19 protein-coding genes are annotated in these 25,172 nt (G+C 60.1%); 15 read left to right on the top strand and 4 right to left on the bottom strand.

Annotation, left to right across the window (positions count from 1 at the left end; genetic code table 11):
• Positions 1-1,152, top strand: coding sequence for a Xaa-Pro peptidase family protein (locus U873_RS0119340; protein WP_025129807.1), 1,152 nt, complete (start codon positions 1-3; stop codon positions 1,150-1,152).
• Positions 1,153-1,163: 11 nt separating this feature from the next.
• Positions 1,164-2,294: a hypothetical protein gene (locus U873_RS0119345; protein ID WP_025129808.1), complete on the top strand. Its 1,131-nt coding sequence runs from the start codon at positions 1,164-1,166 to the stop codon at positions 2,292-2,294.
• Positions 2,295-2,737: 443 nt separating this feature from the next.
• On the opposite strand, the gene U873_RS0119355 is transcribed toward U873_RS0119345, so the two are convergent.
• The 4 genes from U873_RS0119355 to U873_RS0119370 form a co-directional block, all read right to left on the bottom strand.
• Positions 2,738-5,932, bottom strand: a complete 3,195-nt coding sequence (locus U873_RS0119355; protein ID WP_025129809.1) for a hypothetical protein — start codon at positions 5,930-5,932, stop codon at positions 2,738-2,740.
• A gap of 10 nt (positions 5,933-5,942) precedes the next feature.
• Positions 5,943-7,238, bottom strand: a complete 1,296-nt coding sequence (locus U873_RS0119360) for a hypothetical protein (protein WP_256244571.1) — start codon at positions 7,236-7,238, stop codon at positions 5,943-5,945.
• Positions 7,239-7,367: 129 nt separating this feature from the next.
• Positions 7,368-8,444, bottom strand: coding sequence for a YafY family protein (locus U873_RS0119365; RefSeq protein ID WP_025129811.1), 1,077 nt, complete (start codon positions 8,442-8,444; stop codon positions 7,368-7,370).
• A 135-nt stretch (positions 8,445-8,579) separates the two neighbouring features.
• Entirely contained in the window at positions 8,580-8,861 is a 282-nt protein-coding gene (locus tag U873_RS0119370; protein ID WP_025129812.1) for a hypothetical protein, read from the bottom strand.
• A gap of 985 nt (positions 8,862-9,846) precedes the next feature.
• On the opposite strand from U873_RS0119370, the gene tssA reads away from it, so the two are divergent.
• From tssA to icmH, 13 genes are all read left to right on the top strand, one after another.
• Complete coding sequence (tssA, locus tag U873_RS0119375) at positions 9,847-11,403, top strand: type VI secretion system protein TssA (RefSeq protein ID WP_025129813.1); 1,557 nt, start codon at positions 9,847-9,849, stop codon at positions 11,401-11,403.
• A 32-nt stretch (positions 11,404-11,435) separates the two neighbouring features.
• Positions 11,436-11,939 carry a type VI secretion system contractile sheath small subunit gene (gene tssB / locus U873_RS0119380; protein WP_025129814.1) on the top strand — a complete coding sequence of 168 codons (504 nt, stop codon included), beginning with the start codon at positions 11,436-11,438 and terminating at the stop codon, positions 11,937-11,939.
• Positions 11,940-11,966: 27 nt separating this feature from the next.
• On the top strand, positions 11,967-13,442 hold the full coding sequence (gene tssC, locus U873_RS0119385; RefSeq protein ID WP_025129815.1) for a type VI secretion system contractile sheath large subunit: 1,476 nt from the start codon (positions 11,967-11,969) through the stop codon (positions 13,440-13,442).
• A gap of 14 nt (positions 13,443-13,456) precedes the next feature.
• Entirely contained in the window at positions 13,457-13,864 is a 408-nt protein-coding gene (tssE, locus tag U873_RS0119390; protein WP_025129816.1) for a type VI secretion system baseplate subunit TssE, read from the top strand.
• Positions 13,865-14,061: 197 nt separating this feature from the next.
• Positions 14,062-15,849 (top strand): type VI secretion system baseplate subunit TssF, encoded by a 1,788-nt coding sequence (gene tssF / locus U873_RS0119395; RefSeq protein ID WP_025129817.1) that lies wholly within the window; start codon positions 14,062-14,064, stop codon positions 15,847-15,849.
• The gene (tssG, locus tag U873_RS0119400) at positions 15,813-16,820 is read left to right on the top strand and encodes a type VI secretion system baseplate subunit TssG (protein WP_025129818.1); all 1,008 of its coding nucleotides are present in this window, start codon (positions 15,813-15,815) and stop codon (positions 16,818-16,820) included. The genes tssF and tssG overlap by 37 nt, the downstream gene beginning before the upstream one ends.
• Before the next feature lie 6 nt (positions 16,821-16,826).
• The gene (gene tssH / locus U873_RS0119405; protein ID WP_177330292.1) at positions 16,827-19,475 is read left to right on the top strand and encodes a type VI secretion system ATPase TssH; all 2,649 of its coding nucleotides are present in this window, start codon (positions 16,827-16,829) and stop codon (positions 19,473-19,475) included.
• Positions 19,476-19,485: 10 nt separating this feature from the next.
• Positions 19,486-21,003, top strand: coding sequence for a sigma-54-dependent Fis family transcriptional regulator (locus U873_RS0119410; protein WP_025129820.1), 1,518 nt, complete (start codon positions 19,486-19,488; stop codon positions 21,001-21,003).
• Between the two features lie 92 nt (positions 21,004-21,095).
• Complete coding sequence (locus tag U873_RS0119415) at positions 21,096-21,236, top strand: hypothetical protein (RefSeq protein WP_025129821.1); 141 nt, start codon at positions 21,096-21,098, stop codon at positions 21,234-21,236.
• 17 nt (positions 21,237-21,253) lie between these two features.
• Positions 21,254-22,450, top strand: coding sequence for a type VI secretion system-associated FHA domain protein TagH (gene tagH, locus U873_RS0119420; protein ID WP_025129822.1), 1,197 nt, complete (start codon positions 21,254-21,256; stop codon positions 22,448-22,450).
• Between the two features lie 5 nt (positions 22,451-22,455).
• On the top strand, positions 22,456-22,962 hold the full coding sequence (tssJ, locus tag U873_RS0119425; RefSeq protein ID WP_025129823.1) for a type VI secretion system lipoprotein TssJ: 507 nt from the start codon (positions 22,456-22,458) through the stop codon (positions 22,960-22,962).
• A complete protein-coding gene (tssK, locus tag U873_RS0119430) occupies positions 22,959-24,290 on the top strand; it encodes a type VI secretion system baseplate subunit TssK (RefSeq protein ID WP_025129824.1) in 1,332 nt (443 codons plus the stop codon). The genes tssJ and tssK overlap by 4 nt, the downstream gene beginning before the upstream one ends.
• A gap of 5 nt (positions 24,291-24,295) precedes the next feature.
• Positions 24,296-25,165, top strand: coding sequence for a type IVB secretion system protein IcmH/DotU (gene icmH / locus U873_RS0119435; RefSeq protein ID WP_025129825.1), 870 nt, complete (start codon positions 24,296-24,298; stop codon positions 25,163-25,165).
• The last annotated feature ends 7 nt before the right edge of the window (positions 25,166-25,172 follow it).

A 25,172-nucleotide genomic window follows, 5' to 3' on the forward strand; every position in this document is an offset into this window, starting at 1 on the left:
ATGCTGACTGCTTTTCCCGCACACACGTATCGCAGCCGTATTGACGCCGTCAAACGTCGTCTCGCCGAGCGTGATCTGGAGGCTCTGGTGGTGAACTATCCAGATAACATCAACTACCTGACCGGCTTCGACAGCCTGGGCTTCCTCTGGTATCAGGCCCTGATCATCTCGCCAAAACTGGCTGAGCCGATCTTCATTACCCGCACCAGCGAAGAGCCTTGCACCTGGGAGCTGTCATGTATAAAAGATGCGATCTTCTATGACATTGCCAAGGAAGATCCGCTACGAATCGTTGCAGAAATGTTGGCCCAGGCGGGCTTGAGTCATGCACGGATCGGTCTGGAGATGTCCGCCTCGACCTTTTCTCCATTGCAGTTCCAGGCCCTGTGCGGTTACCTCCGGGAGGCGCATTTCGAGGACGCGTCGCTGGTGGTTGCAGAAGAGCGCTTGATTAAAAGTCCTCAGGAAATTGCTTATCAGCGCAGTGCCGCGCGTATGGCAGACCTGGGTATGCAGGCAGCGTTCGAGGCCTTGCGCCCAGGTATATCAGAAGTGGAAATGGCAGGTATTGTCGCTCATACCCTGGGCGAAGCCGGAAGTGAATACGCGGCCATCAGTCCGATGTGCGCAACGGGGCGCCGCAGCACCATGACTCACGCCATGCCCCATCGGCAAATCATCAGTCATGGCGATGTAGTGATCCTCGAACATGCGGGGGTGTGCAATCGCTATCACGCGATACTGATGCGCACGGCGGTAATGGGGCAGCCCAATCCCCGTGTACGGGAGGTCTCAACCTTGCTCACGGAAGCGTTCAATGCTGCTGTCGAAACGGCCAGACCGGGTACTCCGGTGGGTGAGGTCAACCGGGTATGTAACGAGATTCTCGATCGAATTGATCTCTCACGTACACGTGTACATCGCATTGGCTACAGCCTGGGCTTGGCATACCCGCCAACTTGGCTGGAGGCGATGATGCTCGACGAGACTGACGAGCATGTGTTCGAGCCCAACATGTCGTTCTCTATCGAGCCGAATCTGTCGCTGTACAGCGAAGGCTTCGGCATCAAGCTCGGCGATACCGTGCTCTGTGGTCCGGAAGGTTCAAGTAGCCTGTCCGCGTTGCCGCCCGAGTTGATGATCATTGATTGAGGTGCGCGCGTATGGATATTTTCTGGCATGACGATGTACTGCTTCATGATGCTGGCGCTGGAGTGTTCGAGGCACCGCCTAGTGGTCTGTTGTGGGAGCAGATGCAACATCCGGAGAGCAATCCGAGGTTGCTCAGCATGCGCGCCGTTCTGCAAAAAGGGCCAGTTTCTGGCGATCTGCGCTGGCACCGTGGGCGGCACGCTAGTGCGGTAGAGGTGTTGCGATTTCATGAAGCCGGTTACCTCGATGAACTGATTGAGGCGAATCAGGAGGGACGGCGTTTCAGTCCTACAACGCTGATGAATGCTGGTAGCTTGTTTGGCCTGTTGGCAGCTGCGGGTACTAGCGTTGCGGCGGGACAGAGCGTACTGAACAGCGGCAAACCTGCAATGGCCCTGGTTCGCCCTCCCGGTCACCATGCGGCGCCAGCCATGGCTGATGGTTACTGTTTTCTTAATAACGCCGCCATCGCCGCACGAGCGCTACAGGCCAGTGGAGTCGAGCGGGTAGCGATTCTCGATTGGGATGTGCACCACGGCAATGGTACTCAGGAAGGCTTCTACGAGGATCCGACGGTCTTTACCGTTTCGTTGCACATGGATCACGGCGCTTGGGGCGAAAGTCACCCGCAGACAGGTGCTGTGGATGAGCGTGGACGAGGTGCGGGGCTGGGGTACAACCTGAATCTTCCTCTGCCAATGGGTTCGGGCGACCTCTTGTACGAGCGAGTCCTGGTGGAATTGGTGGTGCCGCAATTGCGACGCTTCTCACCTCAGGTGCTGATTGTCGCGAACGGCCTGGACGCTTCGCAGTTCGACCCCAATGGCCGCCAGTTACTGACGATGCAAGGCTTCAACCGACTGGCACGACATGCGCGTGCTCTAGCTGATGAGTTGTGTGGTGGGCGTCTGCTGGTGGTGCAGGAAGGAGGCTACAACCCGGCCTACAGCGCTTTTTGCCTGCATGCCGCGACCGAGGGTTTCCTTGATCGGCCATCATCGTTGCCGGATCCATTGGCTTATATGCCGGAGTCTGTGGTGCGAACAGCACGGGATTTTCTGGACCTGAAGGAGCGCTTGGAAGGGGTAGGCTGGCCGTCTAGTGAAAGCTTGAGGGGGAAACCCTCAGAGCGGTGTGTTTGATAGCCGTGATTTGATCCGATATCCCTGTTTCTATTCGTTTCAGGAGAGTCCGTATATGACGGTTTCTGAAAAACTCACAATGCTCCTGTGCATGCTGTTCACCTGTTTTCTGCCTGTTCAGGCAGCAGATCTGACGATCATCTCGTTTGGCGCAGCGTGAATCATCCCGAGGTCTTGGGTTGGGGGCGGTGCAGGTGTTGCATGGAAAGTGCCGCTGAAAAGAGCAGTCAAAACGATGAAGCATCGGGCTGAGTAAGCGCTGCATCAGCATATCCTTCGCCTCGGCTCGAAACCGGCCGATCGCGGATGATGATGCCGGTCACAGGCCCACACGGACCTATGGGTGCTGGCCCTGCCAGCGATGGGGTCAGGCGACCCTACCGCTGGCGAACCGGCTGTTGCAGCCTTGCGCCTGGCCTCCCCCCAGGGGCTGGCCGGGTTCATCACTTGATCTGGCGAACGAAGGTACCGACGCGCAGGTAGGTTTCGTGGGAGTCAGGCGCGTAGACACACAGGGCGCCCTGGTCGTTGGCCGCGAAATACTTCCAGCTACCGTCCTCCAGCATGATTTCCTTGAACGCCTGCCCGTCGTGGCTGACGTGGATGCGTTGGTGGTTGTTACGCGACGGGAACAGACTCAGGTCTTTGAGGTGGTAGCAGGTCTCTATATTGAGCGCGTCCGACTGGCGCTTCCAGTCGTAGCCCTTCTGCGAAGTCAGCAGGTTGCTCCAGGAGAAGCACATCAGTGTGCCGCCCATTGCGATGACGACCGGATCATGGAAGGAGAGGTCGTCTTCAGGCCAGGTGCAGTTGCGCCAGCCCTTGCCCTGCACGTAGTACATCACCGACGAACTGGTGTTGGTCTTCTTCTTCACCATGGTGTAGAAGCTGCGGTACTTGCAGAACGCCAGCAGGCAGGCCGTGCCCGGTATTGCACGCAGATACTCCACTTCCTCGCCCTCGGAGAGGTTCAGGCGACCCTCCCAGCGCTCCCAGGCTGCGCCCGGTCCTTCGGCGCAGAAGAACAGTGGTTTATCGTAGTTGGAGGTCTTGGTCGAGTCGAACAGGAAGCCCTTGTCGGTGTATTCGAATTCGGCGCGCTCGGTGAAACGCCACAGCCACTGACCATTGAACAAGACCAGGTCTTCCGTGGCGGAAAACGCGTAGTTGTCGCTGACGTCTGGGTACTGCGAACGCTCCCAGGTCAGGGCATCACGGGAGTAGTAGAACGCCTCGGAGCCCACCGTCAATACCCAAGTGCCGTCAATCACGTCGAGCCGGCGAATCCAGATGCGCTCATCGTCGACATTGGGCTTGACCGCCTGCCAGTTCTCGCCGTCTTCGCTGCGGTAGAACTGTTCGTCATTGTCCACGATCAGCCACACCTTGCCATCGGTCTTGATATGGCGAATTTCTTCTGGATCGCAGGGAGGGGTCTCCATGTCGTGCCAGTCGATGGCAAACAAGTGTTGCTTGCCATCGTGATCAAAGGTGACGGATTGTTTTTCCAACGCCTCGCGCAACTTCTGCTGTTCCCACTCTTCCTGCTTGCGCACCCTGGCCAGCACCACCGAGCTGTCGAAGTCGCCCTTGCGGAAGTAGCTGAGCTGATCATCCGCATCGGAGCAGGCACTGGAGAATGCAGTGAGCGTACGGTCGATGTGACGCTCGCAGTCGTACAACTGGTGGTACCAGTCATCGTTCTCTGCAGAGTTGTCCAGGTCGTAGTCGGACCAGGAGATCTCGTTGTCGAAGTCGATACGCGGCAGGCCCCATTGGGCGATCACTTGGTTGGCGGAACTGAGTGCCGGGGCATTCGTAGCGATGAAGTCCTGTGCCTTGCGCCGCATGTCGTTAAGGCTGGACAGGACCGACTTGCGGCCGATGGTATAGGCCGCGCTACCTGCAGCCGTCGCCATTTTGCCAAGGAAACCATCATCGAACGAGCCCATGAACGACGACCAGTCGCTGGCCTTGCTGGTGGCGGTCATGAGGTCCATGGTCATGTTTGAAGCGTCTATGCTGGCGGCATAGAGCTGTTTTTCCGTGGCGATCCAGGACTGCTCGAAGCGCAATAGGCGGTATCGCACGATGTTCTTCCAGCCCTGGGTCAGCTTGGCCAGGCCTACGGCCGCCTTCACCAGCGCCGCTTCGTCGCTCTCATTGAGCAGCACCAGTACCAGCGATAGGCTTTCCTTGAAGTTGCTAGGCTTGAGGGCGGTCAAGATCCGCAGGATGCGCGGGTTCTCAACCCTCTTCTGGCACAAGGTCAGGAGGAAGAAGGCGTCGATGAGCCATGTGTATGCCTTGTCATCGTCATTGAGGAGAGTCTGCAACGCTGGCAGGTGCTCACGCTCCTTCAGCGGATTGTCGGCGATGCCGAGAATTTGCGAGACCACCTCTGGGCAGCCACTGTGTTCGGCCAACTGGCCGATAAATTCCTGGCCCGCGCCGCTCAGCGAGGCAGCGTTATCGAAGCACAGCGCGAACAGGCGCAGGTAGGTGCGGCGAGCCTCGTCGTCCGCCTTGTCGAGGAAACTGTGGGCCTTGATGTCCGGCAGGTCGGAGGTCAGCGACAGAGTTTCGGGTTGCTCCTCATCCATTGACGCGTCAGCGCTGATGTTGAAACCGTTTTGCTCCTTGTAGATGTCTAGCGCTACCAGGCTGCCGCCAATGACTTCGCCGATCAGGTCACGAATACCATAGTTGGTGTAGAGACCGCCGAATTCGTTGCCGAAGAATCGCGAGATGATCTTTTCCCGGGCCGCGTCGCTGTTGCATAGCTCATCGTCGGTGAGGTCGATAATTTTTTCGTACTCCTCCGAGAGGAAGTACAGCGCGTTGAAGCCAAGCCCTGAGATGTTTTTTTGGATGAAGTGCGAGTCCAGCACGTGGTTTTCGTTGACCGCCAGCTCGATCATGCTGCGATAGCGATCGATGCCGAAGACCTCGATCTGGTCGATCAGTTCGATGATGAATCCCAGCAGCTCGACTTCGTCATCGCAGTTGACCCCGAGTTTTTCCAAGGTAACCACCAAGTGGTTGACATCGCGCTCGGTCAGCTCGATGTCGCGATGGGCGCGCAAGAAGTCGTAGGTCAGGTGCAGGATCAGCAGGTTGCCCGGAATGGATTTGAAGCGGCGCTTATTGGCCTCGATGTTCAGTGACCAGCTGTGGAAGCTGGCGCTGTTCTCGACGGTCCTCAGGCGGCTGTTGATCCGGTCGATGGCGGTTTCGAGGAAATCCCGGGTCTCGATGATGTAGTCGTTCATCGTGCCCAGGTTGTTGCGGATGACTGCGATGCTCTGTGCGTTGATCAGGTTCTGCTGTTGCAGCTGCTTGAGGTAGTGCCAGGCGTATTTCTGCATTTGCAGAGTGTCGGTCTGGTTCAGCAGCTGGTTTTCGCTGGTCTTGCCGCTGAGGCTGCTGGCGAAACGTTTGAGGAAGCCGGCGCCCGACTGTTTCTTCAGCCGCTCCTGGCTACTGGTTATGAGCCGCGAGGCATCCAGGGCCAGTTGCTGGGTCAAGGCTGCATTGGCTTTGTGGCGGTTGACGAGTGTGGTCACAGCCTCCAGCTCGGGACCTTGCAGCGGCTCTTGGAAAATCTGCTCTTGTAGCTCTGTCGTTGTCTCGCTCATGGTTCCGGCCTTAAAGAGTGTTGATCTTGTTACTGAGTCGTTTGCTTTGCGCTTCCAGGGTCTTGACCTGAGCGGCGAAGTGTTTCTCCGACAGGTACAGGCCCTTGTGGAAGTCACCGTAGAACTGTTGCGAGACCTGCAGATACTCCAGGGCTTCATGAACGGCGACGCCGTTGCTGAGCACGCGCTCTGTGGCGACCAGGGTCAGCTGGAAGCTCTTCTCGATGTGGTTGTCCACGGCAATGTTCATCGCCAGCGTCGTAATCAGGCCTCCGACGATGCTGCCCACCAGCGCGCCGGCGGGGCCGCCCAATGCGCCAATCGCCGCGCCCACCGAGGCACCGCTCACACCAGCACCGGTCAGCAGCAAACCCTTTCCGGTGCGGGTTTCCAGCTCTTCGCCGGTGATCTTGCCGGCGGCGAACAACACGAGGTTCTGCACCACGTCCACTGCGCAGACGGCCGCACCGGCAATGCCGCCATTGGCAAAGGTGCGTTTGAACACCGAGCCGGCAAACAGGCCGGGCATTGAGCGGGCGGCGATGCTGACACTTGCGGAGGCCACGCCGGCCTTCAGCGCGCTATCGCCGGCGGCGATGGCCGTGTTCTGAAGGATCAGCACGGTGGCCCGTTCGGCGCTGATCTCGCCGTCCCTGACCTGGCGGATGTACTGGAAGGTGTTGATGCTGCCGGCGATAACCGTGGTGACGATGGCCGCTGACCCTGCCGCGCGCATGCTTTGCTGGAGCGTTGCCTTGTTCAGGTAGCCCGTCTGCATGTTCTCGCGCAGTTCCTTGCCGGAGGTCGATCCCGCGCCGACGTGCTCCGCATCACGCTTGCTCAACCCTGTGGATTGAACGCCCTCGGCGTCGAGGCGGCCGGCTGCCTTGTCATGCACTTTCTCTGCGGCCCGGGCGACCTCGGGGCGAGTGTCGCGATTTTTCAGCATGTCCTTGTGGGCGGATAGCTTGATGCCTTCAATCTGGTCGGACGGCCCGAGGAACACGTCGGTGTTGTCGTAGCGCTGAACTCCGTCCTTGCTTGAGCGAAACGCCTTCTGTGTGGCGTCAGCGTTCTTGAAGTATTTCAGCTGTGCGCCTTGCAACTGAGTGTCGCCCTTCATGATGACGATGTCGTGGGTCATGTCGTTCTTCGCCAGCGGTGTCTTGGCGAAATTATCGGTGAAAGCCCGCACATCCTTGTCTTTGAGGATGGCGTCTAGGTTGAACGACTCGGCATGCCAGGTTTCCGCGGCGAACCCGCCCTTGATTGCGTTGTTCTGGGCGGTGGAGGCGATCTTGACCATGATGTCGTTGGCCTGGCTGATCTCGCCGATCATATGGCCGATCTTTTCCGAGGCCTGGGTGGGCCAGATCGGGCACAGGCTGACTGAACGGCTGATGAGTTTGTTGTCCTGCTTATCCATGAGAAAGCCTCAGACGTTGTGCTGAGCGACGGCAGTGCCGACGCCGGAGAGGGTAGGGGCGGTGACGACAGGCGCGTCCTTGTTCAGATAGAACTGCTGCATTGATTTCAGGCGCTGACGGATCTCATCGACCCAGACCTGAGGTGCATGGACGCGGATGTTCTCGTTGAGGCCAAAGATCCACCAGAGGGTCTCGTGGTCCAGAGGGACCCAGGCGCACAAGCGTTTCCAGGCCTGGTCGGGGAGGTCGTCTAGAGATTGCTCTTCACTGAGCGGCGTCTCGCTCAGCAACTCGGCGATTTGGGGATGGATGTCCGCGACCAGTTCAACACGCTCGTCGCCCTGGCGTTGGCTGAAGCGGCCTCTGGCGATGTAGTCGTCGATGTTGAAGTCGGGTTGCTCCCTGGCCGCGGTTTCCAGCATGCGGATCGACTGGATCCGGTGCAGGGCGAACTGGCGCAAGTCGTCATAGCCGTCCACCGATGCGAGCAGGTAACTAATGGCATGCCGGGAGACTAGCCCGACCGGGTGCAGAACCAGTTGCTTCACACCACCTTTGCTGCGGCTGCGGTAGGCGACCTCGATCTGTCGACGTTCCAACAGGTTTCCCGAGACTGCTCGCCAGACCTCGGGAGCGATCGCAGCCGGCAAGAGGGTTTTGCCGTTGGGGATCGCGCGGACGCGACGCGCCCAGTCCGCCAAGCCGTTGTGGCCCACATCACCGAGGAAATTCCGGGCTCGGCGAAACTGCGGACTGAGCTGGTCGAGCACCGTTTGTGGCAGCAACGCTGTCAAATGGCTTTCGGACAGGCAGAGGGCGAGCGCGGTCGGCGCGTCCATGTCCTCCAGCCTCAGTGGTGCGTCACGGGTGAAGCTCCAGCGGAAAGGTGATTCGCTCTCGTCACATTGCAACGAGAACGGCAGGGAGAGCCGGTTGAGGTCGCGTTGGATGGAGCGCAGCGTGACGGAAAAACCCTTGTCATGCAGCTTTTCCAGCAGTGTGGTGCTGGCGATACGCTGCGGCTCGGTAGGAATTAGGCGCAGCAGGGCGAACAGCCTGAGCAGCGTATCCTTCGCTTGAGACATGGAAACTACCTTGTTGTGCATCAGTCGCTGACGTCTGGTGGCTGACGTCAGATTGGCTACGATGCTAATAAAAATGATGGCGCAGTGCTACTTATCTAGCGTGACACAGGACCAAAGTTGGGGGGCGCAGCCATCTCAGTGACTCTGGGGCGCGTGGGTTTGTTTGTAATGCCTCAAGTCTTGATGCTCGCGGTACAGCTCCCAGGCCTTCTTCAGCACCACAACACAACCGATGGCGGCAAACAGGTTCTTCATGACAGCGGACTCCTGGTGTTTTTTGCATTCTGCTATCGGCGGGCGACAAATCGTGTCGTCGCGCAGAGCTGTCTGGGCATGAATCTCCAGCTGCTTGTCCTCTATACCAGCCAGCGCGTCGGTCAGATGTTGGTCCAAAGTATCCACGTCCGATGCATTCAAGCACCTGACCTGATCCTTGTTTTTAACGAGTTGCACAGCGTCGACGAACCGGGCGAGGCTACGGTACGTGGGTGACCACCAAGGTGGATGAGCGACGCCAGGGACTCGCCACTGGCAACAGGGGGGGATGTGAGTCGCTGCTTGAGCGCACCTGGTATCAGGTCGAGCGAGTCAAGGTTGAGCCGGGAACGGGGCGAGGGTCATGCCGCCAGTTCCAGTTGAGTGGTAGATGGGGCGGTTCTGGAGCCTGGGAAGGGCTCAGGTCCGGGTTGCTGTCGACCAGGGTGCGGCCGAATCGATGCAGGGAGCCCATCCCCCGAGGAACCAATCCGTTGAGGACCCTGATTTCCCTCCCTGTGTGCTGTGTTCAGATACACCTGTGCCTTTGAATGTAGTTTGAGTCCGTAATCAGAAAGGCGCACAGGCGTAAAGAGGGTGCACTCCATTCGCAGTTGCTTGATATGGGAAAAGTCCAAAATGTATATGGAAGACTTCTGAGTTGAGTTCAGTATGGAGAGTAATTGCAGCGCCGGCTCCATTGTCAGTGGGATGTTAAATGTTCTGGCTGTTTTCTAAGTAACTCATGTATGTGATTGATAAGTGTCAGCTAATTCAATCTGCTTGGCTGTGGGTCGGAAAATAACTTTGAACTGCGGTTCACGCTGCGGCCGGGCTTGGAGGGCGGGGGGAGAGGCCCTCAAACGTTGCGCCAGTGGCTGAGTGAATCTGTAGTGCTGCGAGTTTTTTGCCTTGGGCAACATGATGTGTCGAACCTGTATATCTGTGATAGCGCTCTGGATAGTTCGTTATCGTGATGAAGGCATGGACGGTTGCTGCGACGGGCTGTTTTTGGGGACAACAAATTTAGTTTGGGAATTATTCTCGTGACTTTAGGATTTTTCTTAAATTAATACCTCTGGCTTAGGGGGTATATTTTTTAAGCAATGGCCGCTTGTTCAGTGGCAAAGCTCTAAACAGGTCATGGATGAACTACTCAAATAAACTTTCTGCTCATTATCTTGAGATTGCCAAAGCCTCTATTTCCAAAGAGAGTTTTGCGGGCCCGGATGTTCGTTTTTCAAGTGAGTACGAAGCCCTTGAGCTCGAGTTGGGCAAAGCCCAGTCCATGCATGAAAGCGGTCAGATCGACTGGCTGAAAGTGCTTGAAAACAGTGAGGCGCTGCTCCGCGTCCAGTCCAAGGATCTGCGGGTGGCGGCCTGGCTCACCTGGGCGCTGTATCAGCGTGAGTCTTTCTCGGGGCTGCTGGCCGGTTGTGGCGTTCTGCAGTACATGTGTGAGCAGCACTGGGCCCAAGTGCATCCCCATAAATTGCGTACCCGTGCTGCCGCCATCAGTTGGCTGGTGCCCCGACTGGAGCAGGCGTTAAGCGAAAATATCGCGATCAAGGAGCAGTTATCGCTGTTTCGCCGGTTGCTGCTGCATTTGGAAAAGCTCGATACCGTACTGACTCAGCATCTTGGCGATGATGCCCCCTTGCTGCTGCCCATCTGCCGGCGGCTGTCGAGCATGATCCAGCGTGCCGTCGAGCATCAGCCGGAAGCCGGCGCCGTGGGTGCGGTGGTCGCGCAGGTCAAGCAGGCCGCGACCCAGCTTTTCTCGGCGGCGGCGTTGATCGATAACGAAAAGGACGCGCAGAGGGTCCTGCGTGCACTGCAGGAACATGCTCGACCGCTATGCGCCTGGTGGCTCAGACAAAAGTCCACCGATGTGCGTTCCCTGCGCTTGAACCGCACCATGCTGTGGCTGCCCATCGATACCGTCCCAGAGCGTAACGCCGAACAGGTCACGGCATTGCGCGGGCTGCCGGGAGACAAGCTCAAGAGCTACCAGCAACGCTACGCCAGCGGTCAGTTCGCTGACCTGTTGCTGGAGCTTGAAGCCAGCCTGGCCAGGGCACCCTTTTGGTTCGACGGGCAGCGTCTGGTCTGGGAGTGCCTGCAGGAGTTGAACGCCGATCAGGCCATGCGTGAGGTCGAGTTTCATTTTGCACTCTTGCTGCAGCGCCTGCCGGGGGTGGTCGAGTTGTGCTTTCACGACGGCACGCCCTTCGCCGATCCGGCCACCCGCAGCTGGATCAGCGCCCATGTGATGCCCCACCTGTCCGCCAGCAGTGCGCCTCGTCAGGTCGAAGCCAGCGCCAGTCAGCCGGTTTGGGAAGAAGCCCTGGAAGAGGTTTTGCCGATCCTGCGCAAGGATGGCCTCAAGGCGGCCGTGCAGGTGCTCAAGCAGGGCTTGCAGAGCGCACGTGGCGGTCGCGTGAGGTTCTTCTGGCATTTCAGCCTGGCGCGGCTGTGTTTCATCGCCAAGAAGTACGAGCTGGCCAAGACCCAGCTCGAGACCCTTGATCAAGAGTTGCAGCACTCAGGCCTGCACGCCTGGGAGCCGGATCTTGCGTTGGAAGTGCTGCACCTCCTGCATAACTGCTGTGAGTTGTTGCCGCAGAACCACGCAGTGCGAGAACGCAAGGAAGAGATTTATCGCAGGCTGTGTCATCTCGACCTCGAGGTGGTACTCGAATAGGCCCCAGGGCCGACAACGCAAGGAAAGACCCCATGGCCAAAGAAGGCTCTGTAGCCCCAAAGGAACGTATCAACGTCACCTTCAAACCCGCAACCGGCGGCGCTCAGGAGGAGATCGAACTGCCGCTGAAACTATTGGCGATCGGTGATTACACCCAGCGCCCGGACGAACGCAAGGTAGAAGATCGCAAGCCGATCAGTATCGACAAGATGACCTTCGACGAAGTGTTAGCCAAACAGGAATTGAGCCTGACGCTGAGCGTGCCCAACCGCCTTCAGCAGGACGCTGACGCCGATGAGCTGGCCGTCAGTCTGCGGGTCAGCTCGATGAAGGACTTCAACCCGGCCAGCCTGGTAGAGCAGGTGCCCGAGCTGAAGAAACTGATGGAACTGCGCGATGCCCTGGTGGCGCTCAAGGGACCGCTGGGTAACGCACCGGCGTTTCGCAAAGCCATCGAAGGCGTGCTCGCCGACGATGAATCCCGGGTGCGTGTGCTCGGTGAGCTGGGCCTGAACGCCGCCGTCCAAGACGCCTGACCCCATCAGACAAGGAAGCCCATACACATGACTACCCGTGCCGCACAACAGCAAAGCAATGAGAGCAGCGAGTACAGCATTCTCGACGGCATCATCGCCGAAACCCGCCTGACGCCGAACGACGAAGCCTACGACATCGCCAAGCGTGGCGTGTCGGCCTTCATCGAGGAATTGCTCAAGCCGCAGAACAGCGGTGAGCCGGTCAAGAAGGCTATGGTCGATCGGATGATCGCCGAGATCGACGCCAAGCTCAGCCAGCAGATGGATGAGATTCTTCACCACGCCGCCTTCCAGTCGCTGGAGTCCGCCTGGCGGGGCCTGCAACTGCTGGTGGAGCGCACCAACTTCCGTGAAAACATCAAGATAGAAATCCTCAACGTCTCCAAGCAGGACCTGCTGGACGACTTCGAAGATTCGCCGGAAGTGATGCAGGCAGGCCTGTACAAACACATCTATACCGCTGAATACGGTCAGTTCGGTGGCCAGCCGGTAGGTGCGATCATCGCCAACTACTTCATGTCGCCCAGCTCCCCCGACGTCAAGTTGATGCAGTACGTATCCAGCGTTGCCTGCATGTCCCATGCGCCGTTCGTGGCGGCTGCAGGCCCGAACTTCTTTGGCCTGGAGAGCTTCACCGGCCTGCCGGACCTGAAGGATCTGAAGGATCATTTCGAAGGCCCGCAATTTGCCAAGTGGCAGAGCTTCCGCCAATCCGAAGACTCTCGCTACATTGCTCTGACCCTGCCGCGTTTCCTGCTGCGCAATCCCTATGATCCGCAGGAAAACCCGGTCAAGTCCTTCGTCTACAAAGAAACCGTTGCCAACGACCACGAGCACTATCTGTGGGGCAACACCGCCTATGCATTCGGCACCAAGCTCACCGATAGCTTCGCCAAGTTCCGCTGGTGCCCGAACATCATCGGTCCACAGAGCGGTGGCGCGGTGGAGGACCTGCCGTTGCACCACTTCGAAAGCATGGGGGAAATCGAAACCAAGATCCCGACCGAGGTTCTGGTTTCAGATCGCCGCGAGTACGAACTGGCCGAGGAGGGCTTCATCTCCCTGACCATGCGCAAGGGCAGTGACAACGCCGCGTTCTTCTCTGCCAACTCGGTACAGAAACCGAAGTTCTTTGGCATCAGTGCCGAAGGCAAGACCGCCGAGCTGAACTACAAGCTCGGCACCCAGTTACCCTACATGATGATCGTCAACCGCCTGGCCCATTACCTGAAAGTGCTGCAGCGCGAGCAGCTGGGTTCATGGAAGGAACGTACCGACCTTGAACTTGAACTCAATAAATGGATCCGCCAGTACGTGGCGGACCAGGAAAACCCGAGTGCTGAAGTCCGTGGCCGTCGTCCACTGCGTGCCGCGCAGATCATCGTCAGCGATGTGGAAGGCGAGCCGGGCTGGTATCGCGTCAGTCTGAACGTGCGCCCGCACTTCAAGTACATGGGGGCCGACTTCACCCTTTCCCTGGTTGGCAAGCTGGACAAAGAGTAGTCGGGAGCCAGGTCATGAACAGATACGGCAGCCTTTTTGAACGCCTGAGCGCAGAGACCGACCAGCGTGTTGGCTGGAGCCGCGAGACCTGCGCGATGGCATCGGTGGCGGCCCATCTGGGCAAGATGCTCAGCACCCGTGCGGGGAGCGTGCAAACGCTGTCCGACTACGGGTTACCCGATCTCAACGACATGCGCTTGAGCTTGCACGATGCCCTGAGCCAGGCCCGTCAGGCCATCGAGCATTTCATCGAAGCCTACGAGCCGCGGCTCAGTCAGGTGTGTGTCGTTTCCCTGCCGCGTGATCATGATCCGCTCAAGCTGGCCTTTCGCATTGAAGGCTTGCTTGAGGTGGAAGGGATCAAGCGCCAGGTCAGCTTCGGCGCCTGCCTGGATGGCAGCGGACAGGTCAGGGTCAGTTGAGGAAATGACGATGACAGGCAACCCCGCAGTCTGTGCCGGTCGGCCTTTTGGCGGCCCGACCCAAGACCTTTGTTGGACCTACCGTTCGCGGCGTGAACACGGCAGGGGTCACTGGCGAGTGGCGTGACGCGGCCTGGGCACTGGCCGCTGCGTTCCAGCGAAATCACCCATGACTCCTACTATCAGGCAATCAGCCCATGTCCTTTAACCACTATTACCAAAGCGAGCTCACTGCGCTGCGCCAGCTGGGCCGGCGTTTCGCCGAGCGCAGTCCGGCCTTGGCGCCCTTTCTCGGGCAGGCCGGACGCGATCCGGATGTGGAGCGCCTGCTTGAGGGCTTTGCGTTCCTGACGGGGCGTCTGCGCCAGAAGCTCGATGACGAGTTGCCTGAGCTGAGCCACTCGTTGATGCATCTGCTGTGGCCGAACTACATGCGGCCATTGCCGGCGTTCAGCATCTTGCAGTTCGATCCCTTGCAGCAGTCCGGGCCGGCCCAGCAAATACCGCGAGATACGCCGGTAGAGAGCAAGCCCATCGATGATGTCTGCTGTCGTTTTCGCACCTGCTATCCGACTGAGGTGCTGCCTCTCGACCTGACAGCATTGAGTTATTCGGTCAAGGGCGACGGTGCGCTGTTGAGCCTGCGTCTGGAAATGAGTTGCGACGGTCATATCGGTGAACTGAACCTGGAGCGTCTGCGCCTGCACCTGGCCGGTGAGCGCTACATCAGTCAGATGCTTTACCTCAGCCTGTTGCGCAACCTTGAGGGCATTGAGCTGGTGCCATTGGGGGAGGGCGGCGAGCCGGTCGCCGGGGCCAACGGCTCCGGGATGTCCTTCAAGATACCGGGCAGTCGTGTGCAGCCTGTGGGCTTTGCTGAGGAAGAGGCGTTGATCCCGTACCCGCTGAATACCTTCCGCGGTTATCGCTATCTGCAGGAGTATTTTGCGTTCCAGGACAAGTTCCTGTTCGTCGATCTGGGCGGCCTGGATCTGCTGCAGCGGTTGCCGCGAGACGTTCTCCAGCGCATGCGCGGCCTGGAGTTGCGCTTCGATATTCGCAACAGTGGGGTACAGCGCCTGCGTCCGACCCTGGACAACGTCAAGCTCTACTGCACACCTATCGTCAATCTGTTCAAGCACGATGCCCTGCCGATTCGTCTCGATGGCAAGCAGGACGAGTACCTGTTGCTACCAGCCAAGTACGACCTGGAACATTGCGGCGTGTTCTCCATTGAAAGCGTCACCGGCTGGAGGCCGGGCGGCCTGGGTTATCAGACGTATGTGCCCTTCGAGTCGTTCGAGCATGATCCGAGTTTCGACGTGCCGCACAGCCGTCCGCACTACAGCATCCGCCAGCGCTCATCGTTGCTGCACGATGGTCTCGACACCTACCTGAGCTTCGGTATCCGCCATACCGATGCCCAGGAAACCCTGTCGATCGAGCTGATGTGCACCAACCAGAACCTGCCACGCCGGCTCAAGCTTGGCGACATCAACCAGTTGTGCGAGCAAACCCCGGAGTTCCTCAGCTTTCGCAATATCACACCGGTCACCTCCAGCTACGCACCGCCGTTGAACCGCGATTTTTTGTGGAAGCTCATCAGCAACATGTCGCTCAACTACCTGTCGCTGGCCAACGTCGATGCGTTGAAGGTGATCCTCGAAACCTACGACTTGCCACGCTACTACGACCAGCATCTGGAGAAGGTCAGCAAGCGTTTGCTGGGCGGGCTCAAATCGATCCGCCACGAGCACGTCGATCGCCTGCACCGAGGTTTGCCGCTGCGCGGGTTGCGCACCGAGCTGAGTATCGATCCCCAAGGCTATATCGGTGAAGGCGACCTGTTCGTTTTCGCGTCGGTTCTTAACGAGTTTTTTGCTCTTTACGCCAGTCTCAACTCCTACCACGAGCTGCGGGTAAAAAGTACACAGGGAGAGGTGTACAAATGGGCACCACGCATGGGGCTGCAGCCCCTGCTTTAAGCAGACTGAGCACGGTAATACGAGAGTACTCGCTGTTCCAGGCCGTACTGTTGGTCGTCGATCGCTTGCGCGATGCCCACCCGCACCTGAGCGAAGAGGAACTCTACGATCAGCTGGAGTTCCAGGCCAATCCGAGCCTGGGTTTCCCTGGCAGCGATGTCGATCGCGTGGAGTTTTTCGACGAGTGCGGTCAGCTGCGTGCGCGTTTGCGTTTCAACCTGAGCGGGTTGTTCGGCGCGGGCTCGCCCTTGCCGGCGTTCTATGGCGAGCAGGCCTTGGGTGATAGCGAAGAGGGCAACCCTACGCGCAACTTCCTCGATCTGTTCCATCATCGCCTGCAGCGCCTGATGCTGCCGATCTGGCGTAAATATCGCTACCGCGCCAGCTTCAAGAGCGGTGCCCTGGACCCGTTTTCAGCTCAGTTGTTTGCCTTGATCGGCCTCGGCGGCGAAGACATCCGCAAGGCCAGGGAACTGAATTGGAAACGCTTGCTGCCGTATCTCGGATTGCTCAGCTTGCGCGCCCACTCGGCAGCCTTGATCGAGGCGGTGCTGCGCTACTACTTCAAACACGCAGACCTGGTGATCGAGCAGTGCATCGAGCGTCGGGTGGAGATCCTCGACGAGCAGCGCAATCGCCTGGGCTGGGCCAACAGCCTGCTGGGCGAAGACCTGGTGCTGGGCGAGCGGGTACGCGACCGCAGCGGCAAGTTTCGCATTCATATCACTCAGCTCGACTGGCAGCGTTTCCACGAGTTCCTGCCGATCGGTTTCGGTTACCAACCGCTGTGCGCCCTGGTCCGATTCACCCTGCGCGACCCGCTGGACTACGACATTCGCCTGGTGCTGCGCCAGGAGGAAATTCGCGAGCTGTGCATTGGTGAGCAGAACACCTGTCGCCTGGGGTGGACCAGTTGGCTCGGCTGCGAAAAGGCCGACGGCGTGGTGACCCTGGGCAGCAAAATTCATTAAGGACGGATGAGCATGATCAACCTAGACCTGCAACAACTTATCCAGGCACTGGACGCTGCAACCCGTCGTGACCTGGAGCTTTCTGCCGAGCGCTGTGTCGCCCGTGGTGGCAACAAGGTGCTTGTCGAAGACCTGCTGCTGAGCTTGCTGGAGCGCTCCCAGGGGCTGCTCGCCCGGGCATTGCAGGACGCCGGGGTCGATGCTGGCGAGTTGATCGAGGCACTGCAGTCGAGAGTCGGCGACAGTGGCTCGCGCAGCCCCGTGTTCGCACCGGAGTTGGTGCAGTGGCTGCAAGACGCATTACTGGTGGCCAATCTTGAACTGGGTCAAAGCCAGGTCGAGCAGGCCGCCTTGATTCTGGCCTTGCTGCGCAACCCTATGCGTTATGCCGGCAGTCGCTACCTGCCGTTGCTGGCGAAACTGGACATCGAACGCCTGAAGGGTTTTGCCCTGTCGCAACAGGACCCAAGCTCCGGCGGCAATCCGGCGGCAGCGGGGGAGTCGCTGTTGCAGCGTTTCACCCATAACCTCACCCAACAGGCACGAGATGGCCAACTCGACCCGGTGCTGTGTCGCGATGCTGCGATCCGGCAGATGATCGACATCCTCGCCCGTCGCCGCAAGAACAACCCGATCGTGGTCGGTGAGGCCGGCGTCGGGAAAACCGCCATCGTCGAAGGCCTGGCCTCGCGCATCGCCACCGGTGAAGTACCGCCGGTACTCAAGGACATCGAGCTGCTCTCGCTGGACATGGGGCTGTTGCAGGCGGGCGCCAGCGTCAAAGGCGAGTTCGAGCGCCGCCTGAAAGGGGTGATCGACGAGGTCAAGGCCTCGCCCAGGCCGATTATCCTGTTCATCGATGAGGCCCACACCCTGATCGGTGCCGGTGGCAATGTCGGTGGTTCCGATGCGGCCAACCTGCTCAAGCCGGCCCTGGCCCGCGGTGAGCTACGCACCATTGCTGCCACCACCTGGACCGAATACAAGAAATACTTCGAGAAAGATCCGGCCCTGGCCCGTCGTTTCCAACCCGTGCAATTGCACGAACCCACCGTTGCCGAGGCGGTGACCATTCTGCGAGGCCTGGCCCAGGTCTATGAAGAGAGCCACGGTATCTACCTGCGTGATGACGCCGTCGTGGCCGCCGCCGAGCTATCAGCCCGCTACCTCGCCGGACGCCAGTTACCGGACAAGGCTGTCGATGTCCTTGACACCGCCTGTGCCCGGGTTCGCATCAGCCTTGCGGCGGCCCCTGAGCGTCTGGAGCGTCTGCGTGGCGAGGGGGCTGAAGGACGGCGTCAGTGCCAGGCTCTGCGGCGCGATGCCGAAGCCGGGTTGCAGATCGACCAGGAAGCCCTGGACCGTCTGGAAATGCAGCTGGCCGAGGCCGCTGAGCAACAGCAGGCCCTGGAAACACTCTGGAGCGAGCAACGCACATTGGCCGAACGCCTGCTGCAGTTGCGGGTGCAATTGGCCAGAGCCCGTGACGCTAGCACCGGGCGCTCGACACAGGAGAGCGAAGGCTCGCCGGATGCAATCGGGGAGATTGATGTGCAAGCCGGCCCTGGCATCATGGAGTTGGAGTCGGCGCTCAACGATACTCTTTGTGCTCTGAGCAACGCGCAAATTCGGGAGCGGCTGGTCAGTTTCGAGGTATGTCCACGCCTAGTGGCGGAAGTCATCAGTGCTTGGACCGGTGTACCGCTGGCGCAACTGGCCCGTGAGCACAACGCCAAGGTGGCGAGTTTTGCCACTGACTTGAGTGCCCGTATTCGCGGTCAGGACCAGGCAGTGCAGGTTCTGGATCGCTCCATGCGTGCCGTAGCCGCAGGCCTGAACAAACCGGATGCGCCGGTCGGGGTATTTCTCCTGGTGGGCCCCAGCGGTGTGGGCAAGACCGAAACCGCCCTGGCCCTGGCAGACCTGCTGTATGGCGGTGAGCGCTTTATCACCACCATCAACATGTCCGAGTTCCAGGAGAAACACACCGTATCGCGCTTGATCGGCGCGCCACCGGGTTATGTCGGTTATGGCGAAGGCGGCATGCTCACCGAAGCAGTGCGGCAAAAACCCTATTCTGTGGTGCTGCTCGATGAGGTCGAGAAAGCCGATCCGGATGTGCTCAACCTGTTCTATCAGATCTTCGACAAGGGCGTGGCCAACGATGGCGAAGGGCGTGAGATCGATTTTCGCAACACGCTGATACTGATGACCTCGAACCTGGGCAGCGAGCAGATCAGTGCGCTGTGTGAGCACGGCGAGCGGCCAGGCGTCGACACTCTGGAACAGACGATCCGTCCAGTACTGAACAAGCATTTCAAACCGGCGCTGCTGGCACGCATGCGCGTGGTGCCTTACTACCCGGTGAGCGGCCCGGTGCTGCGCGAACTGATCGAAATCAAGCTGGGGCGGCTGGGTGAGCGGCTGAACGCTCGGCAGCTGGATTTCAGCCACTGCCAGGGGCTGGTCGATCATTTGGCCGAACGCTGCACCCAGAGCGACAGCGGTGCGCGGCTGATCGACCACCTGCTTGATCTGCACGTGCTGCCATTGGTGGCTGACCGCCTGCTGGCGGCCATGGCCACCGGCGAGAACCTCAAACGGGTGTATGCAACGCTGGATAGCAGCGGTGGCGTGGCCTGTGAGTTCGCCTGAGGTGGGCATCATGTTCACCCGTGTGCCGCAGCCACTGGCTTATGCAGAGGCACTGCTGGCGCAATTTTCCGGCCTGTCCCGGGCGTCGGAAGGCCCTGCGCTGCTTGAAGACTTTGTGCGGGGGGCCGCGCAGCTCAGTGGTTGCGAACTCAGTCAGCTGTACCTGCTCGATGCCACCCATAGCTGCCTGCAACTGCGCGCCGAATGCCTCGACGGCTTTTTGCAACCGCGGGAAGTGATCAATCTGCCGAGCGATTACAGCGGTGAGCAGTTGCTGCAGTTTGCCCTGTGCCAGAACCGGGTGGTGAGCCTGGTGGGCTTGAACCACAGCCTCCACGACACCAGCTTCCTGCCGGTGCGCAGCGCCGCGTGGCAGTCGCTGTTATGCGTACCGCTGGTCAACTCGCGCAAGGCTGTCGAAGGCTTGCTGCTGTGTGCCAGCGCGCAACAGGAAGACCTCCAGGCCCTTGCTCAGTCGCTGGCTCAGCTGGGGTCGTTTGTCCTTGGGCAATGGGCGCTGCTGCAGCGTTTGCGCCTCCCCGCGGGCGAGCAGACGCCGCCCCTTTATCCCGAGGTCATCACCAGCGGTTATGGCCTGATCGGTACCAGTGCGGTGATGCGCCAGACCTACCAATTGATCAGCAAGGTACTGCACAGCCCTTACACCGTGTTGCTGCGTGGCGAAACCGGCACCGGTAAGGAAGTGGTGGCGCGCGCCATTCATGATTACGGTCCGCGTCGCTCCCAGGCATTTGTGGTGCAGAACTGCGCAGCGTTCCCGGAAAACCTGCTGGAGAGTGAGTTGTTCGGTTATCGCAGGGGCGCTTTCACCGGCGCCGATCGCGATCGCCCCGGGCTGTTCGACGCGGCCAATGGCGGCACCCTGTTGCTGGACGAAATCGGCGACATGCCGCTGTCACTGCAGGCCAAATTGCTGCGGGTGCTGCAGGACGGCGAGATCCGTCCGCTGGGCTCCAATGACACCCATACCATCGATGTACGCATCATCGCTGCCACCCACCGCGATCTGGCGGCGCTGGTGGGCGAGGGCCTGTTCCGCGAGGACCTGTACTACCGCCTGGCTCAGTTCCCGATCGAGTTGCCGGCATTGCGCCTGCGCGAGGGCGACATTCTCGACCTGGCTCGGCATTTTGCCGACAAGGCCTGTTCCTTTCTGCAACGGGAGCCGGTGAGCTGGTCGGCAACGGCCCTCAATCATCTGTCCGGCTACGCCTTTCCGGGCAACGTGCGTGAGCTCAAGGGGCTGGTGGAGCGTGCGGTGCTGCTCTGTGAAGGCACTGAGCTGCTGGCCGAGCACTTCTCCCTGAACACTGAAACCATGCCCGAAGAGGTGGGCCTGAACCTGCGCGAGCAACTGGAGAGGGTCGAGCGCCAGCTGCTAATCGATTGCCTGCGCAAGAACGACGGCAATCAGACCCTGGCGGCCCGCGAGCTGGGTTTGCCCCGTCGCACCCTGCTGTACCGCCTGGGGCGGTTGAATATCAATCTTGGCGCCTTCGAGTCCTAGCGAGGCATGGCGCCCTGGCCGCTTTTTCGTCCTGCTCGGCGCGCCTGCAAGGAAGGGCGTTTTGTGCACTGTCTACCTATGGAGACCTACTGATGTCTGTTCGTCACTGGCAAGCCGTCCTATTGACCCTGGTGGTTCTGGTTGGGCTCGGCGCCTGCAGCGGCAATTACAAATTCAACGACGACACCTATCGCCCGCTGGGTGATCCGCAGGCGGTCAATCGCGGCAAGTGAACGCAAGGAGCAGCACCATGGAACTGGTTTTTGAAATGCTGAATGCCAAGCAGTTCGTGCCGGAAGACTTGAGCAGCAAAACCTTCAGGCGCGCCGGCGGGGTCATCGGCCGGGGAGAGGGTTGTGCGTGGCAGATTCCCGATCGCAAGCGCCATCTGTCCAACCATCACGCGCTGGTCAGTTATCGGGATGGCCAGTTTTTCCTGACCGACACCAGCAGCAATGGGATCCAGGACAGCGGCAGTGGCGCGCGTCTGCGCAAGGGTGAGGCCCAGCGTATTGAACAGGGCAGTGTCTACGTGCTGGGGGATTTCGAGATCCGTGCACGGCTGGTGCAAGCCCCGGAGGCCTTCGCCGTCGAGGCGGGTCGGCCACAAGCGGCCGGCAGCATCATTCCGGATAACGCCTTCTTTGACCTCGACCCGCTCAATGCATTGGACCAGCAGGAGTACAGCGGCGCGGAGCTCGACGAACTGAGCGTGCTCGACGCGCCACAGCAGGAGCCCGGGCAGCGAACCGATTATGCCCGCATCGACAGGGAAAACCTGCTAGTGCCGGAACTGGTGGCGCCACCCGAGCCGCTGGTGCCGCCGGAGCCCGTGGCGTCGGCGTGTCAGGGCGAGGCGTTCTGGGCGCGTTTCGGCGCGGCCCTGGGGATGGATCTCCAGGCCCTCGATACCCACCGGCGCGAGGCCTTGGCGGTCAATGTCGCGGCGCTGCTCAAGCAAAGCATTGGTGGTTTGCAGCAGAGCCTGCGCACCCGTAGCGAACTGAAAAACGAGCTGCGCCTGGCCCTCACCACGACCCAGGGCAACACCCGGAACCCGCTCAAGTTCGCCGTGGATTGCGACGCGGTACTGGGCATCCTGCTGCTGGAGCAAAAGCCTGGGCAACTGTCCGCCGAACAGGCGATCTCTCGTGCATTCCGCGATCTTCAGGCGCATCAGGTGGCGCTGCTGGGCGCCAGCCGCGCCGCAGTGCGCAGCACCCTCGAACACTTCTCGCCGCAACAACTGACCCTGCGTTTCGAACGCGATGGCCCGCAACCCTGGCTGCTGACTTCCGGTCGCCGCTGGCGTGCTTATCGCCGCTATCACCAGGCGCTGTGCCAGGACGATGACTGGAGCGAGCGCCTGCTGGCGCGGGATTTCGCTCAGGCCTATGAAGAGCAGGTTCGCCTGATCTGTACCCTCCACCTCGATGATCAAGGATGACTTGCATGACTCGCCGTACCCACCGATTCCGCCAGGCCCTGACGGTGCTCATGGCCCTGGCGCTGCTGACTGGCTGCGCATCGATGTCGCCGTATTCGACCCTGACCAAGCTGAACCTGAAGTTGAGCGCCAGTGATCGGCTCAACCCCGATCTCAATGGGCGCCCGTCGCCTATCGTGGTGCGGCTGATGGAGCTCAAGCACCCGGTGGCGTTCGAGAACGCCGATTTTTTCAGCCTCTACGAGCGCGCCAGAGAATCCCTGGCCCCGGACCTGGTGGCCAGTGAAGAGCTGGAGTTGCGCCCGGGCGAAAGCCTCGAGTTCAAGTTGCGTGTTGAGGAGGGCAGCCGCTTCGTCGGCGTGCTGGCGGCCTATCGCGATCTGCCGGAAAGCCAGTGGCGCTATGTGGTGCAGCTCACCCCGGAGGAGGTGACCGAGGTCGGTTTGATCCTCGACCAGTCTGGCATCCGCAACAGCAACGATGCTTTCACCCGGGCGGATGACAACTCATGAACGTGGATAAAATCATTTGGCAGGAAGGCATGTTGCTGCGGCCTCAGCATTTCCAGCACAACGATCGTTATTACGACTACCAGATGAAAACCCGTACCCGGTTGCTGGGTAGTTACAGTTGGGGATTTCTCGCGCTGGAGATCGATCTGCAGTTTCTCAACATGGGCAAGCTGGTGATCAGTCGGGCCTCCGGCATCTTGCCCGATGGCAGCCTGTTCGAGCTGGGGGACGACACCGAGCCCCTGGCTCTTGATGTACCGCCCAATACGGGGAGCACGCCGGTCTACCTGGCCTTGCCGCTGGTCACCGGCAACCACATCGAGTCACGACGCCCGGAACAGTCCGATGTGCTGGCGCGCTATACCGTGTACGAGGCGCAAGTCGCCGACTCCAACGCCGGTGACGATTCCAGCAGCCAGCTCAGCTGTGCTCGGCCGGACTTCCGTCTGCTCCTGGGCGAGCAGCAGAGCGGGCAAGCCTATGTGAAGTTGAAAATCTGTGAAGTGCTGGATGCCACCTCCGATGGGGTGATCAGCCTCGATGCGGATTTCGTGCCGACCTTCCTGCACACCCATGCCAGCGCCTATCTGCTCTCGTGCCTGAAGGAAATCATCAGCATGCTCAGTCATCGGGGAGACACCATCGCCGAGCGGATTCGCTCCAACGGCAAGGTCGCTGGCGCCGAGGTAGGTGACTTCATGATGCTGCAGTTGATCAACCGTACCGAACTGCTGCTGCGCCATTACCTGGACCTTGAGCATGTCCATCCGGAGGAGCTGTATCGCTCGCTGCTGGTCATGCTCGGGGAACTGGCGACTTTCGCCAGTGACAGCAAGCGCCCGCGGCTGGACAGCCGCTATCAGCACAGCGACCAGGGGGCGAGCTTCCGCACATTGATGGACGCCATTCGCCAGGTGCTGTCGATGGTGCTCGAGCAGCACGCCATCGAGCTGCTGCTGCAAGCGCGTCAGTACGGGGTGCTGGTGTCGCCGCTGCATGACCACAAACTGCTGGAGTCGGCCTCGTTCGTGCTCGCGGCCAGCGCCAACTGCGACTCCGAAGAGCTGCGGCATCGCTTGCCGGCGCACCTCAAGGTCGGGCCGGTGGAGAGCATTCGGCAACTGGTCAACCTGCATCTGCCGGGGATCAAGGTCCGACCCTTGCCGGTGGCTCCGCGACAGATCCCGTTCCACTCCAATAAAACCTATTTCATCCTCGACCTCAGTCCCGAGGACTTGGCGCAACTGGAGCGCTCCGGAGGGTTCGCCTTCCACGTCTCGGGTGAGTTCGCCGAGCTTGATTTGAAATTCTGGGCCATCAGGAACTGACCGCCATGATCAAGGATCTGCAACACCCTCAGGACGACAAGACCGTGCTGCTCGACCGTCATGGGCAGGGCCCGGCACACAACCCGCTGACCGACTTCGCCGAGCCTCCGCGTTTCGAGCAGCTTGAGGAACGGATGATCTATGCCGCCCGCCTGGGGCCCGCGCAGTCCTTCAGCGTCAGCCTCAACGCGCTGGTGGCGGCTGCGTCCGGGCTGCTGTCGGAAGTGGTGCGGCTCAAGCACAGCGACACCGCCGAAGACTTGCACGCGCTCAATGCGCGCCTGGGCGTCGGCCTCAAGCAGTTCGACGTGCAGGCCCTGCAGGACGGTGCGCCCAGCAGCCAGGTGATGGCCGCACGCTACGTGCTGTGTACCGTTGTTGACGAGGCGGTGGTGAGTACCCCCTGGGGCAATGAGAGCGAGTGGTCGCAGATGAGCCTGCTCAGCAGCTTTCACAACGAAACCTTCGGCGGCGAGAAGTTCTTCCAGCTACTGGATCGGCTGTCGAAGAACCCGGTCAAGCACCTGCCGATGCTGGAGCTGATGTACTTGTGTCTGTCGCTGGGTTTCGAGGGCAAGTACCGGGTCATTCCCCGCGGCATGCTCGAACTCGAGGGTATTCGCGACGCGTTGTACCGGCAGATTCGCCAACTGCGTGGTGATGTGGCTCGTGAACTGTCGCCTCATTGGGAAGGGCTCCGCGATCAGCGTCGCAGCCTGGTACGCATCGTGCCGGGGTGGATGGTTGCGCTGTTCACCCTGGTGTGCCTGGTGGTGATGTACTCGGGCTTCGCCTGGGTGCTTGGCCAGCAGCGCGACGCCGTGTTGCAGACATATCAGCCGCTTGACCCGGTGGTGGTCCAGCCCCAGCAGTAAGACAGGG

This window comes from Pseudomonas sp. PH1b (genome assembly GCF_000633395.1).
Taxonomy (GTDB): domain Bacteria; phylum Pseudomonadota; class Gammaproteobacteria; order Pseudomonadales; family Pseudomonadaceae; genus Aquipseudomonas.